Origin of the sequence: Kribbella orskensis, from assembly GCF_004342085.1 — a bacterium.
In the GTDB taxonomy this organism is placed as follows: Bacteria; Actinomycetota; Actinomycetes; order Propionibacteriales; family Kribbellaceae; genus Kribbella; species Kribbella orskensis.
In genome coordinates this window covers 372,887-386,463 of record NZ_SLWM01000006.1, presented here as the reverse complement: position 1 = coordinate 386,463, position 13,577 = coordinate 372,887, and the positions used below count along the sequence as shown (strand labels likewise).

Sequence of the window (13,577 nt, the reverse complement as noted above, 5' to 3'; positions counted from 1 at the left end):
TCACTTCTGTCCCTCCGTCACGGGAACCTGCGGGGCCGGGTCGGTGACACCCACGCGCTGCATCGTCGACTCGACCGCCGGCTTGATGATGTCGACCACCGGCTTCGGGTAGAGGCCGATGCCGACGATCAGCAGCACCAGCGGTGCGATCGCGAACACCTCGCGGAAGTTCAGGTCCTTGATCTTGTCGATCCCTTCACGCACCGGCCCGGTCATCAGGCGCTGGTACATGATCAGGATGTAGAGCGCGGCCAGCACGATACCGAGCACGGCGATCACCGCGATCACCTTGTGCCTGCTGAAGGTCCCGGCGAGCACCATGAACTCGGAGATGAACGGCGACAATCCGGGCAGCGAGAGGCTGGACAGGCCGGCGAACAGGAAGGTGCCGGCCAGCACCGGAGCCACCTTCTCGACACCGCCGTAGTCCGCGATCCGGGCCGACCCGCGCCGCGAGATCAGGTAGCCGGCGATCAGGAACAGCGCCGCCGTGGAGAGACCGTGGTTGAACATGTACAACGTCGACCCGGTCAGGCCCTGCGAGGTGAGCGCGAAGATGCCCATCACGATGAAGCCGAAGTGCGAGATCGAGGTGTACGCGATCAGCCGCTTGATGTCGGTCTGCCCGATCGCCACCAGCGCGCCGTACAGGACGCTGATCAGCGCGAGCACGAGCACCACCGGGGTGGCCCACTCGGACGCGTTCGGGAACAGGCCCAGGCAGAACCGGATCATCCCGAAGGTGCCGATCTTGTCCAGGATGCCGACCAGCAGCACCGACGTACCCGGCGTCGCCTCGGCGGCGGCGTCCGGCAGCCAGGTGTGGAACGGCACCATCGGCGCCTTCACCGCGAAGGCGAAGAAGAAGCCGAGGAACAGCCAGCGCTCGGTGTTCTGGCTCATGTCGAGCTTCATCATGTCGCTGAGCAGGTACGACGGGTCGCCGGCCTTGGCGGACACGACGTACAGGCCGACCACGGAGGCCAGCATCAGCAGACCGCCGAGCAGCGAGTAGAGCAGGAACTTCACCGCGGCGTACGAGCGCTGGGCGCCGCCGAAGCCACCGATCAGGAAGTACATCGGGATCAGCGTGGCCTCGAAGAGCACGTAGAAGAGGAACACGTCGGTGGCGGCGAACACGCCGATCGACAGCGCCTCCAGGCCCAGGATCCAGGCGAAGAAGGACTTCTCGCTCCAGCGACCGCTCTTGGCGTCGTTCCAGGAGGCAGCCAGCACGACCGGGGTGAGCAGCGCGGTGAGCACGATCAGCACGATGCCGACGCCGTCGAGCCCGACCGCGTAGTGCGCGCCGAAGGCCGCGATCCAGGTGTGCGTCTCCTCGTAGTCCGCCGGCCCGTTCTGCTGGTAGCCGACGGCGATCACGAGGGTCAGCACCAGCGTGAGCAGCGAGAAGCCCAGCGCGATCTGCTTGGACAGCAGCGCCTTGGCCTTCGGCACCACCATCGTCGCCAGGACACCCACCAGCGGCAGGAGCATTGTCAGGGTCAACCAACCGATGTTCACGACAACCTCACCGCGAGGAGGGCGACGACCACGAGTGCGGCGCCGAAGACCATGCTGAGTGCGTACGAACGGACGAAGCCCGTCTGGAACCGGCGCAACCGGCCGGACAGCCCACCGAAGAGCGCGGCCAGCCCGTTGACCAGGCCGTCCACCCCGCGGTTGTCGAGCCAGACCAGCGTCCGGGTGAGGTACTGGCCCGGGCGCATCAGGACCGCCTCGTTCAGCGCGTCGCCGTAGAGGTCACGACGGGCGAAGGTGGTGACCGGCGAGACCTGGACCGGCGCCTCGCTCGGGATGTCGCGGCGGTACAGCACGACTCCGATGGCGGCGCCGGCGACGACCACCGCGAGGATGATCAGCGTCATCGCCAGCTCGCTGAGCGGCGGGTGGGCTTCCTCGAAACCGGTGACCGGCTCCAGCCAGTCGACGATCCAGTGGCCGACGAAGTAGAGCGCGCCGCCGACCAGCGAGAGGATCGCCAGGATGATCAGCGGACCGGTCATCACCTTCGGCGACTCGTGCGGGTGCACGTCCTCCTTCCAGCGCTTCTCGCCGAAGAAGGTCATCATCATCAGCCGGGTCATGTAGAACGCGGTGATGCCGGCGCCGAGCAGCGCGCACAGACCGACCACCGTGTTCTCCGCGAAGGCGACCTCGATGATCTTGTCCTTGCTGAAGAACCCGGAGAACGGCGGGATGCCGAGGATCGCCAGGTAGCCGAAGGCGAACGTCACGAACGTGACCCTCATGTACTTCGCCAGCCCGCCGTAGCGCCGCATGTCCACGTCGTCGTTCATGCCGTGCATCACCGAGCCGGCCCCGAGGAACATGTCGGCCTTGAAGAAGCCGTGCATGAGCAGGTGGAAGATCGCGAAGACGTAACCCACCGGGCCGAGACCGGCGGCGAGCATCATGTAGCCGATCTGGCTCATCGTCGAACCGGCCAGCACCTTCTTGATGTCGTCCTTGGCACAACCGATGATCGCGCCGACCAGGACTGTCGCCGTACCGACGATCACCACCGCGGTGGAGGCCGCGTCGGTCTGCTCGTAGATCGCGCTCGACCGCGTCACCAGGTAGACGCCGGCGGTGACCATGGTCGCCGCGTGGATCAGCGCCGACACCGGGGTCGGGCCTTCCATCGCGTCGAGCAGCCACGACTGCAGCGGCACCTGCGCGGACTTGCCGCAGGCCGCGAGCAGCAGCATCAGGCCCAGCAGCGTCGCCCAGGTGGAGGACAGTTGCTCGGCGCCCGCGTTCACCGTGGTGAACGCGGAGGAGCCGAACAACGCCCACATGCTCATCACTGCGAGCGAGAGGCCCATGTCACCGACCCGGTTCACCACGAACGCCTTCTTCGCGGCGGTCGCGGCCGACGGCTTGGCCTGGTAGTAGCCGATCAGCAGGTACGACGCCAGACCGACGCCTTCCCAGCCGACGAAGACCACCAGGTAGTCCGCCGCCAGCACCAGCAGCAGCATGGAGGCGATGAACAGGTTCAGGTAGGCGAAGAAGCGGCGCCGGCGGGGGTCGCCGGCCATGTAGCCGATCGAGTAGATGTGGATCAGCGAACCCACACCGGTGATCAGCAGCACGAAGAGGATGGACAGCTGGTCGACCAGCAGGGTCACATCCACCTTGATGCCGCCGACCGAGAACCACTCGAACAGCTTGACCGTTTCGGCCCGCTCCTCGCCGGGCTTGGCCTGCATCTGGAAGAACAGCAGGACTCCGCAGACGAACGAGGCCAGCGGCGCGGCGGTGCCCAGCAGGTGACCCCAGGCGTCGGTGGCCTTGCCACCGAGCAACAGGATCGCCGCGGACACGGCCGGGATCGCGACCAGCAGCCACGTCAGCTCATGACTCATCGGTGATCGACCTCAGTACTTGAGCAGGTTGGCGTCGTCGACCGAGGCCGAGCGACGGGTGCGGAAGATGGCCATGATGATCGCCAGGCCGATCACGACCTCGGCCGCCGCCACCACCATCACGAAGAAGGCGGCGATCTGGCCGTCGAGGTTGCCGTGCTGGCGGGCGAAGCTGACGAACGCGAGGTTGGTCGCGTTCAGCATCAGCTCGACACACATGAAGACGACGATCGCGTTGCGGCGCACCAGCACGCCGAGCGCCCCGATGCTGAACAACATCGCCGACAAGACAATGTACGGCTCGGTGGTCACAGCTTCTCTCCTTCACCGAATCCGGTCAGGTCCGTGCCGGTGTGCTCCGGCGGGACCACGTCGCCGGCGTCGCCTTCGGCGATCCGGCGGACGGTCTCGATCTCGTCGCGCTCCTCGGTCTCGGGGAACACCGTGCCACGTGCCTGCAGTACGCGCGAAACCGAGGTCGGTGCGATCGACCCGTCGGGCAGCAGCGCCGGCGTGTCGACGGCGTTGTGCCGGGCCAGTACGCCGGGGGTCGGCAGCGGGCCCGGGTGCACGCCGGTCTCGGCGTACTTGCGGATCCGGTCCTCGGCCGCGTCGCGCTGGGTCCGCTTCGGCTTGAGCCGCTCGCGGTGCGCCAGCATCATCGCGCCCAGCGCCGCGGTGATCAGCAGCGCCGAGGTCACCTCGAAGGCGAACACGTACTTGCCGAACAGCAGCTGGGCGATTCCCTTCGGGTTGCCGTCCGGCTGCGCCTGCGCGAGGCCCACCGGGTCGCCGTACACGGCGTCGCCGACCGCGGAGACCAGCAGGATGCCGAAGCCGAGGAAGGCGAGGCCGGCCAGCAGCCGCTGACCACGGATCGTCTCGACCAGCGAGTCGGAGGCGTCGACGCCGACCAGCATCAGCACGAACAGGAAGAGCATCAGGATGGCGCCGGTATAGACGATGATCTGCACCGCGAACAGGAACGGCGCGTCCAGGGCCGCGTACTGCACGGCCAGGCAGACCATCACCGTTGCCAGCAGCAACGCCGAGTGCACCGCCTTGCGGACCAGGATCATCGCGATCGCGGCCAGCACCATGATCGGCGCCAGCATCCAGAAGGCGAACTGGCCGCCGGTGACGAGACCGATCACTGCTCGGCACCTCCCTCGGCGGGCACGGCCGCGCCGGTCAGGCCGCGGTAGTAGTCCTTGTCGGTGGTGCCGAGCAGCATCTCGTGCGGCGGCTCCTGCATGCCGGGAAGCAGCGGGGCCAGCAGGTCCTTCTTCTCGTAGATGAGGGACTCGCGGCTACGGTCGGCCAGTTCGTACTCGTTCGTCATCGTGAGCGCCCGGGTCGGGCACGCCTCGATGCAGAGTCCGCAGAGGATGCAGCGCAGGTAGTTGATCTGGTAGACGCTGCCGTAGCGCTCACCCGGCGAATATCTAGCAGAGCCGCCTGCTGAATCTACAGTGTTGTCGGCGCCCTCGACGTAGATCGCATCCGCCGGGCAGGCCCAGGCGCACAGCTCGCAGCCGATGCACTTCTCCAGGCCGTCGGGCCAGCGGTTCAGCTGGTGCCTGCCGTGGAACCGCGGCGCGGTCGGCTTCTTGTCGAACGGATACTGCTCGGTGAACACCTTCCGGAACATCGTCCGGAAGGTGACCCCGAACCCGGCTACCGGATCCCAGAGGGATTCTTTGACACTAGCCACGGTCGGCTTCCTCGCTTCGGCTCGGAGTCTTGACGAGCGGTGGTGGAACCGGGAACCCGCCGGCGAAGGCGTCGAAGTCGGCGTCCTCCTCAGGCAGTCCGGACTTGTCCTCGGTCTTCTTCTGCGGCAGGAACATCGTGATCACCGCGATCAGCGCGACGATGCCCGCGGCCACCAGCAGCCAGTTGCGCTGGAAGTCGACCTCGCGGCCGACGGCGCGCACGGTGGCGACCAGCACGATCCAGCCCAGCGAGACCGGGATCAGGATCTTCCAGCCCAGCTTCATGAACTGGTCGTAGCGCAGTCGCGGCAGCGTCCCGCGCAGCCAGATGTAGAAGAAGATGAAGCACATCATCTTGCCGACGAACCACAGCACCGGCCAGAAGCCGGAGTTCGCGCCGTCCCAGATCGAGATCGGCCAGGGCGCCCGGTAGCCGCCCAGGAACAGGGTGGTCGCCAGCGCCGACACCGTCGCCATGTTGATGTACTCGGCCAGGAAGAACATCGCGTACTTCATCGACGAGTACTCGGTCAGGAAGCCGGCCACCAGCTCGCCCTCGGCCTCCGGCAGGTCGAACGGCGCCCGGTTCGTCTCGCCGATCATCGAGACCACGTAGATCACGAAGGACGGGAAGAGCAGGAACGCGTACCAGCCGGGGATCGGGATGTCCGCGCCGAACAGGCCGATCGACTGGTGCGAGCCCTGCGCCTGGACGATGTCCCAGGTGGACATCGAGCCGGCGAACAGGAAGACCGTCACCAGCGCCAGGCCCATGCCGACCTCGTAGGAGATCATCTGGGCGCTCGAGCGCAGACCACCGAGCAGCGAGTAGGTCGAGTTCGACGACCAGCCGCCCAGCACGATGCCGTAGATGCCGATCGAGGCGATCGCCATCACATACAGCACCGAGACCGGCAGGTCGGTCAGCTGCAGCCGGGTGTAGGTGTCGGTGAAGGGGATCTTCACCGTCGGCCCGAACGGGATCACCGCGAAGGTCAGGAAGGCCGGGATCGACACGATCACCGGCGCCGCGACGTAGACGAACCGGTCCACGCCCTTCGGCATCAGGTCTTCCTTGAACATCAGCTTCATACCGTCGGCGAGCGACTGGAGCAGACCGAACGGGCCGTGCACATTCGGTCCGATCCGGTGCTGCATCCGGGCCACGACCCGGCGCTCCCACCAGATGTTGAACAGCGTCAGCACGATCAGGAAGACGAAGATGATCAGGACCTTGAGGACAACGACCCACCAGGGATCGTTGCCGACTCCGGCGTCCGGCACGGCGAGTGGCCGGGCCACCAGGGAGATGGGGCTCATGCGTTCCCTCCGGCGATCGTCACGATCGAGCCATGGTCGGCGTGCAGCGACCTTCTGACGTGCGAGTCGGCCGAGTTGGTCGGCAGCCAGACCACGTTGTCGGTCATCTGCGTGATCAGCACCGGCAGCCGGATCGAGCCGGCGTCCGTGCTCACCACGAGCTCGTCACCGTCGTGCACACCGATCCGGTGCGCGGTCGTCAGCGAGATCCGCGCCACCGGGCGGCGGGCGGTCGCGACCAGGTGCGGCTCCCCGTCGTTGCCGCGGCTGTCGTCGATCAGCATCCGCCAGGTCGCCAGCCGGGTCGAGTCGAAGGCGCCCAGCGCCGGACCGGCCTGGTACGTCGGCTCGCTGGCCCGGTCGCCGTCCCAGCGGCCGAGCTCGTCGAACTCCTTCTTCGCACCGGCCGGGGTGCCGAACCCCAGCGGGGTGTCCATCTCCTGCGCCAGCGCGGCGAGGGCCCGGACATCCGGCATCGCGGCGGGCACCTCGAGCACCACCGGGAACGGCCGCTCGCGACCCTCCCAGTTGACGAAGGTGCCGTCCTTCTCCGCCGGCGGAACCACCGGGAAGACGACGTCGGCGTGCTCGGTCACCTGCGAGCTGCGCACCTCGAAGCTGACCACGAACGGCGCGGCCTCCAGCGCGGCCAGGGCCGCCGCCGGGTCCGGCAGGTCGTCGATCTCGACCCCGGCGACGACCAGCGCCTGCAGCGATCCGGCCGCCTCGATGATCTCGCCGGTGTCGCGGCCGATGGTGCCCGGCAGGTGCTCGACGCCCCAGGCCGCCTGCAGGTCGACCCGCGCGGCAGCGTCCGACACCAGGCGGCCGCCCGGCAGCAGGGCCGGCAGACAGCCGGCCTCGAGCGCGCCACGATCGCCCGCACGGCGCGGGATCCAGGCCAGTTGCGCGCCCGTGTCCAGCGCCAGCCGCAGGGCCGCGGACAGCGCGCCCGGCACGGCCGCGAGCCGCTCGCCCACGATGATGATCGCGTCGGCGCCGAGCGCGTCCTGCGCCGCGGCTCCGGCCTCGCCCATGCTCCGGAGATCACCCAGTACCGCGGCCTCCGTGCCCGGCGAGGTCTGGACGACGACACCCGAGAGCTTCTGTACTCCGCGCGACGCGAACGGCGCCACGGTGAAGACCTTGGTGCCGATCTTGCGAACACCCTTGCGGAGCCGCAGGAAGACCGTCGGCGACTCCTCCTCGGGCTCGAACCCGACCAGCAGCACGGATCCCGCGCGCTCGAGGTCCCCGAACGTCGTACCGATCCCGGTGCCGGCGACCGCGGCGGCGAGGAAGTCGGCTTCCTCCACCGAGTGCGGCCGGGACCGGAAGTCGATGTCGTTGGTGCCGAGGGCGACCCGGGCGAACTTCGAGTACGCGTAGGCGTCCTCGAGCGTCAGCCGGCCACCGGTCAGGACGGCGGCGTTGCCCCGGGCGGCGGTGAGCTTCTTCGCCGCGAAGTCCAGCGCCTCCGGCCAGGACGCGGGCCGCAGCTCGCCGTCCTCGCGGATCAGCGGGTGGGTCAGCCGGTCACCGGTGGTCGCGTAGTTGAAGGCGAACCGGTCGCGGTCGGAGATCCACTCCTCGTTGACCTCGGGGTCGTCGCCGGCCAGCCGGCGCATCACCTTGCCGCGCCGGAAGTCGACCCGGATCGCCGAGCCGGACGCGTCGTGCTCGGCCACCGACGGCACCGAGACGAGGTCGAACGGCCGGGACCGGAACCGGTACGCCGCGCTGGTGAGCGCGCCGACCGGGCAGATCTGGATCGTGTTGCCGGAGAAGTAGCTCTCGAACGGCTCCTTCTCGTAGATGCCGACCTGCTGCAGGGCACCCCGCTCGAGCAGCTCGATGAACGGGTCACCGGCGATCTGCTGGGAGAACCGGGTGCAGCGGGCGCAGAGCACACAGCGCTCGCGGTCCAGCAGCACCTGCGCGGAGATGTTGATCGGCTTGGGGTAGGTCCGCTTCACCTCGTGGAAGCGGCTCTCGCCCCGGCCGTTCGTCATCGCCTGGTTCTGCAGCGGGCACTCGCCGCCCTTGTCGCAGACCGGGCAGTCCAGCGGGTGGTTGATCAGCAGGAACTCCATCTGGCCCTGCTGCGCCTTGTCGGCCACCGGCGAGCTGATCTGGGTCCGCAGCACCATGCCGTCGGCAACGGTCAGCGAGCAGGAGGTCTGCGGCTTCGGCATCCCCCGGCCGTTGCCGGCGTCGACCACCTCGATCAGGCACTGCCGGCAGGCGGCGACCGGGTCGAGCAGCGGGTGGTCGCAGAACCGCGGGATCTGCACGCCGATCTGCTCGGCGGCACGGATCGCCAGCGTGTTCTTCGGAACCTTCACCTCGATGTCGTCGATCGTGACCGTCACCAGGTCGGTGCGCTCCACCTGGGAGCCGGCCGGCGGGTTCGCTTGGATGGTCATGCGTTAGCTCCAGCGGTCGCGAAGACGGCAGCCGCCATCGGGTCGAACGGGCATCCGCCGTGGGTGAAGTGCGCCAGGTACTCGTCCTTGAAGTGCTGGAGCGAGCTGGTGATCGGCGCGGTCGCGCCGTCGGCGAGGGCGCAGAAGGAACGGCCGGTGATGTTGTCGCACAGGTCCAGCAGCGTCTCCAGGTCGGCCTCGGAGCCGTTGCCGGCCTCCAGCCGCTCCAGGATCTGCACCAGCCACCAGGTGCCCTCGCGGCACGGCGTGCACTTGCCGCACGACTCGTGCTTGTAGAACTCGGTCCAGCGCAGCGTCGCCCGGACCACACAGGTGGTGTCGTCGAAGATCTGCAGCGCCTTGGTGCCGAGCAGCGAGCCCGCGCCCGCGACGCCCTCGTAGTCCAGCGGGACGTCCAGGTGCTCCTCGGTCAGCAGCGGGGTGGACGATCCGCCCGGCGTCCAGAACTTCAGCGTGTGGCCCTCGCGGACCCCACCGGCCAGGTCGAGCAGCTCCCGCAGGGTGATCCCCATCGGCGCCTCGTACTGGCCCGGCCGGGTGACGTGCCCGGACAGCGAGTAGATCGTCGGGCCCTTGGACTTCTCGGTGCCCATCGAGGCGAACCAGTCCGGGCCGTTGGCGATGATCGAGGGAACTGACGCGATCGACTCGACGTTGTTGATGACAGTGGGGCAGCCGTACAGGCCGGCCACCGCGGGGAACGGAGGACGCAGCCGAGGTTGACCACGACGACCTTCCAGCGAGTCGAGCAGCGCCGTCTCCTCGCCGCAGATGTAGGCGCCGGCGCCGGCGTGCACGACCACGTCGAGGTCGTAGCCGCTGCCGAGGATGTCGACGCCGATGAAGCCGGCCGCCCTGGCCTCGGCGACCGCCTGCTGCAGCCGGCGGACCACGTGCAGCACCTCACCGCGGACGTAGATGAACGCCGTGTTCGCGCGGATCGCGTACGCCGAGATGATCACGCCCTCGACCAGGGTGTGCGGCGAGGCGAGCATCAGCGGGATGTCCTTGCAGGTGCCCGGCTCGGACTCGTCCGCGTTCACCACCAGGTACTTCGGCTTGGGGTTGTCCTGCGGGATGAAGGACCACTTCATGCCGGTCGGGAAGCCCGCACCGCCACGGCCGCGCAGGCCCGAGTCCTTCACCGCGGTGACCACGTCGGCCGGCTGCATCCGCAGCGCGGTCTTCAGCGCCTCGTAGCCGCCGGAGCGCTGGTAGCTCGCCAGCTGCCAGGAACGGATCTGGTCCCAGTTGTCGGACAGCACCGGAGTCAGCACGGCGATCAGTCCTCCTTCCGCGCGTCGTCGGTGTGGACCGTCTGGGATTCCTTGCCGGGCTGGTTCTCAGGGCGCGGACCGGAGGCCGCGTCCGGGGAGACCGTCTGCTCCGGCTCGGGCGCACGGCCGGAGTGGTTGCCCTGCGGCGCGGTCCAGTTGCGCTCCCGGGCCAGCCGCAGGCCGGCCAGGGTGGCCTTGCCACCGGTCGGACCCTCGTCGGCGCGGCCGTCGGGGAACCCGGCGAGCACCCGCTCGGCCTCGCGCCAGGTGCAGACGGTGGCACCGCGCGGCGACTTCACCTCGGTCCCCTCGCGCAGGTCGTCCACCAGCTGGGTGGCGGACTCCGGGGTCATGTCGTCGAAGAACTCCCAGTTCACCATCATCACCGGCGCGTAGTCGCAGGCGGCGTTGCACTCGAGGTGCTCGAGGGTGATCTTGCCGTCCTCGGTGGTCTCGTCGTTGCCGACGTCGAGGTGCTGCTTGAGCCGCTCGAAGATCAGGTCGCCGCCCATCACCGCGCAGAGCGTGTTGGTGCACACCCCGACGTGGTAGTCGCCGACCGGGCGGCGCTTGTACATCGTGTAGAAGGTCGCGACCGCCGACACCTCGGCGCCGGTCAGGCCGAGCACGTCGGCACAGGCCTCGATGCCCTCGGGGGTGATCCGGCCCTCGACCGACTGCACCAGGTGCAGCATCGGCAGCAGGGCGGACCGGCCGACCGGGTACCGCGCGGCCAGCTCGCGCATCTCGGCGAGCGTGGTGTCGCCGAGCTTCGTCTCGCCTGTGCTGTAGGGAACGGTTGTGTCAGACATCTATCGGTCCACTCCACCCATCACCGGGTCAAGGCTGGCGACGGCGACGATCACGTCGGCGACCTGTGCGCCCTCGCACAGGATCGGCATCGCCTGCAGGTTTGCGAACGACGGGTCGCGGAAGTGCGCCCGGTACGGCTTGGTGCCGCCGTCGGAGACCAGATGGCAGCCCAGCTCGCCGCGCGGCGACTCGACCGCCACGTAGGCCTGCCCGGCCGGCACCCGGAAGCCCTCGGTGACCAGCTTGAAGTGATGGATCAGCGCTTCCATCGACTCGCCCATGATGTGCTTGATGTGGTCGAGGGAGTTGCCCATCCCGTCGTTGCCGACGGCCAGCTGGGCCGGCCAGCCGATCTTCTTGTCCGCCACCATCACCGGCTCGCCCTCCATCTTGGCGAGGCGGTCGGCGCACTGCTCGACGATCTTCAGCGATTCCCACATCTCCTGCAGGCGGACCCGGAAGCGGCCGTACGAGTCGGCGGTGTCCCAGGTCGGTACGTCGAAGTCGTACGTCTCGTACCCGCAGTACGGCTGGGTCTTGCGCAGGTCGAGGCCGTAGCCGGTGGCGCGCAGCGGCGGGCCGGAGATGCCGAGCGCCATGCACCCGGTCAGGTCCAGGTAGCCCACGTTCTGCAGCCGGCCCTTGAAGATCGGGTTCGCGTTGCACAACTCGGCGTACTCGGGCAGGTGCTTGTTCATCCAGGTGATGTAGTCCCGGATCTTGTCCAGCGCCCCCGGCGGCAGGTCCTGGGCGACACCGCCCGGCCGGATGAACGCGTGGTTCATCCGCAGTCCGGTGATCAGCTCGAACACGTCGAGCGTCATCTCCCGCTCACGGAAGCCGATCGTCATCACGGTCAGCGCGCCGATCTCCATCCCACCGGTGGCGATCGCGACCAGGTGGCTGGAGATCCGGTTCAGCTCCATCAGGAGCACCCGCATCACGTTGGCCTTCTCCGGGATCTGGTCCTCGATGCCGAGCAGCCGCTCGACCGCGAGGCAGTACGCGGTCTCGTTGTAGAACGGCGAAAGGTAGTCCATCCGGGTGCAGAACGTGACGCCCTGCGTCCAGTTGCGGAACTCCATGTTCTTCTCGATACCGGTGTGCAGGTAGCCGATGCCGCAGCGGGCCTCGGTCACCGTCTCGCCCTCGATCTCGAGGATGAGCCGGAGCACGCCGTGGGTGGACGGGTGCTGCGGGCCCATGTTGACGACGATGCGCTCTTCGGGCTCCTCGCCCAGCCCGGACACGACCGAGTCCCAGTCCTGACCGGTGACGGTGAAGACCTTGCCCTCGGTGGTGTCGCGGCCCTGTGCGTAGGGATCCGCAGTGGCGTAGGGATCTGTAGTGGTCATCAGTTGTACGACCTCCGCGTGTCGGGCGGCGGGATGACGGCGCCCTTGTACTCGACGTCGATGCCGCCGAGCGGGTAGTCCTTGCGTTGCGGGTGACCCGGCCAGTCGTCGGGCATCTGGATCCGGGTCAGCGCCGGGTGTCCGTCGAAGATGATGCCGAAGAAATCCCAGGTCTCGCGCTCGTGCCAGTCGTTGGCCGGGTAGACCGAGACGATGGACGGGATGTGCGGATCGGAGTCCGGGCAGGACACCTCGACCCGGATCCGCCGGTTGTGGGTGATCGAGAGCAGGTGGTAGACCGCGTGCAGTTCGCGGTCGGTCTCGTTCGGGTAGTGCACGCCGCTGACGCCGGAGCAGAACTCGAACCGCAGTGCCTCGTCGTCGCGCAGGTGCTGGGCGACCTCGACCAGCCGGTCGCGCTGGACGTGCAGGGTCAGCTCGCCGTAGGCGACCACGACCTTCTCGATCGCGCCGTCGCCGACCAGGCCCTCCAGCCTCTCGGTGGCGGCGTCGTACCAGGAGCCGTACGGCTTGGCCGATCCGCCGGGCAGCGCGACCTGGCGGCGCAGGCCACCGAAGCCGGACGTGTCACCGGTACCGCGGACGCCGAACATGCCCTCGCGCTGGTCGACGACCTCGGCCGCCGGCGTCTGAGCGTCGCCACCGGGCGTGGTCGCCGGCAGGTTCTCCGGTTGGATATCACTCACCGAAGCAGCCCCTTCATCTCGAGCGTCGGGGACGCGGTGAGGGCCGCGGCCTCTTCCTCGGCCTGCAGTGCCTTCTTGTTCGCGCCGAGCTTGCCGTTCTGGATGTCGGCGTGCAGCTTGAGGAACGCGTCCAGCAGCATCTCCGGCCGCGGCGGGCAGCCGGGCAGGTACATGTCGACCGGTACGACGTGGTCCACGCCCTGCACGATCGCGTAGTTGTTGAACATGCCGCCGGACGACGCGCAGACACCCATCGCCAGCACCCACTTCGGGTTCGGCATCTGGTCGTAGATCTGGCGCAGCACCGGGGCCATCTTCTGGCTCACCCGGCCGGCCACGATCATCAGGTCGGCCTGCCGCGGCGACGCCCGGAAGACCTCCATGCCGAACCGCGCCGCGTCGTACCGGGGCGCGCCGGTGGTCATCATCTCGATGGCGCAGCAGGCCAGGCCGAAGGTTGCCGGCCACAACGACGCCTTGCGCATGTAGCCCGACAGGCCCTCGACGGTGGTCAGCAGGACGCCGGCCGGAAGCTGTTCCTCAACACCCAT

Annotated in this window: 12 protein-coding genes; all 12 read right to left on the bottom strand. The window is 68.4% G+C overall.

All coding sequences use genetic code 11. The features are described 5' to 3' along the window. The 12 genes from EV644_RS19690 to EV644_RS19635 are packed head-to-tail and all read right to left on the bottom strand — an operon-like array spanning position 1 to position 13,577. A complete protein-coding gene (locus EV644_RS19690) occupies positions 1-1,524 on the bottom strand; it encodes an NADH-quinone oxidoreductase subunit M (protein ID WP_132189744.1) in 1,524 nt (507 codons plus the stop codon). After that, positions 1,521-3,392: an NADH-quinone oxidoreductase subunit L gene (gene nuoL / locus EV644_RS19685; protein ID WP_132189743.1), complete on the bottom strand. Its 1,872-nt coding sequence runs from the start codon at positions 3,390-3,392 to the stop codon at positions 1,521-1,523. The genes EV644_RS19690 and nuoL overlap by 4 nt, the downstream gene beginning before the upstream one ends. A gap of 12 nt (positions 3,393-3,404) precedes the next feature. Continuing rightward, entirely contained in the window at positions 3,405-3,704 is a 300-nt protein-coding gene (gene nuoK, locus EV644_RS19680; RefSeq protein ID WP_020391937.1) for an NADH-quinone oxidoreductase subunit NuoK, read from the bottom strand. Further along, entirely contained in the window at positions 3,701-4,546 is an 846-nt protein-coding gene (locus EV644_RS19675; RefSeq protein ID WP_132189742.1) for an NADH-quinone oxidoreductase subunit J, read from the bottom strand. The genes nuoK and EV644_RS19675 overlap by 4 nt, the downstream gene beginning before the upstream one ends. Then, positions 4,543-5,106 carry an NADH-quinone oxidoreductase subunit NuoI gene (gene nuoI, locus EV644_RS19670; RefSeq protein WP_132189741.1) on the bottom strand — a complete coding sequence of 188 codons (564 nt, stop codon included), beginning with the start codon at positions 5,104-5,106 and terminating at the stop codon, positions 4,543-4,545. Before nuoI ends, EV644_RS19675 begins: the two co-directional genes overlap by 4 nt. Then, the gene (gene nuoH, locus EV644_RS19665) at positions 5,099-6,427 is read right to left on the bottom strand and encodes an NADH-quinone oxidoreductase subunit NuoH (protein WP_132189740.1); all 1,329 of its coding nucleotides are present in this window, start codon (positions 6,425-6,427) and stop codon (positions 5,099-5,101) included. The genes nuoI and nuoH overlap by 8 nt, the downstream gene beginning before the upstream one ends. After that, positions 6,424-8,853 carry an NADH-quinone oxidoreductase subunit G gene (locus tag EV644_RS19660; RefSeq protein ID WP_132189739.1) on the bottom strand — a complete coding sequence of 810 codons (2,430 nt, stop codon included), beginning with the start codon at positions 8,851-8,853 and terminating at the stop codon, positions 6,424-6,426. Before EV644_RS19660 ends, nuoH begins: the two co-directional genes overlap by 4 nt. After that, positions 8,850-10,160 (bottom strand): NADH-quinone oxidoreductase subunit NuoF, encoded by a 1,311-nt coding sequence (gene nuoF, locus EV644_RS19655; RefSeq protein WP_199239916.1) that lies wholly within the window; start codon positions 10,158-10,160, stop codon positions 8,850-8,852. The genes EV644_RS19660 and nuoF overlap by 4 nt, the downstream gene beginning before the upstream one ends. Beyond that, positions 10,157-10,963 carry an NADH-quinone oxidoreductase subunit NuoE gene (gene nuoE / locus EV644_RS19650; RefSeq protein WP_132189737.1) on the bottom strand — a complete coding sequence of 269 codons (807 nt, stop codon included), beginning with the start codon at positions 10,961-10,963 and terminating at the stop codon, positions 10,157-10,159. Before nuoE ends, nuoF begins: the two co-directional genes overlap by 4 nt. Beyond that, positions 10,964-12,319 (bottom strand): NADH-quinone oxidoreductase subunit D, encoded by a 1,356-nt coding sequence (locus EV644_RS19645; RefSeq protein ID WP_132189736.1) that lies wholly within the window; start codon positions 12,317-12,319, stop codon positions 10,964-10,966. Next, positions 12,319-13,026, bottom strand: a complete 708-nt coding sequence (locus tag EV644_RS19640) for an NADH-quinone oxidoreductase subunit C (RefSeq protein WP_132189735.1) — start codon at positions 13,024-13,026, stop codon at positions 12,319-12,321. Before EV644_RS19640 ends, EV644_RS19645 begins: the two co-directional genes overlap by 1 nt. Beyond that, positions 13,023-13,577, bottom strand: coding sequence for a NuoB/complex I 20 kDa subunit family protein (locus EV644_RS19635; RefSeq protein WP_132189734.1), 555 nt, complete (start codon positions 13,575-13,577; stop codon positions 13,023-13,025). Before EV644_RS19635 ends, EV644_RS19640 begins: the two co-directional genes overlap by 4 nt.

Bases quoted from the DNA above. Each gene is read 5' to 3' on its own strand.
- EV644_RS19635 (WP_132189734.1), bottom strand. From the start codon at position 13,577: ATGGGTGTTGAGGAACAGCTTCCGGCCGGCGTCCTGCTGACCACCGTC.
- nuoE (WP_132189737.1), bottom strand. From the start codon at position 10,963: ATGTCTGACACAACCGTTCCCTACAGCACAGGCGAGACGAAGCTCGGC.
- nuoH (WP_132189740.1), bottom strand. From the start codon at position 6,427: ATGAGCCCCATCTCCCTGGTGGCCCGGCCACTCGCCGTGCCGGACGCC.
- EV644_RS19645 (WP_132189736.1), bottom strand. From the start codon at position 12,319: ATGACCACTACAGATCCCTACGCCACTGCGGATCCCTACGCACAGGGC.
- nuoL (WP_132189743.1), bottom strand. From the start codon at position 3,392: ATGAGTCATGAGCTGACGTGGCTGCTGGTCGCGATCCCGGCCGTGTCC.
- EV644_RS19660 (WP_132189739.1), bottom strand. From the start codon at position 8,853: ATGACCATCCAAGCGAACCCGCCGGCCGGCTCCCAGGTGGAGCGCACC.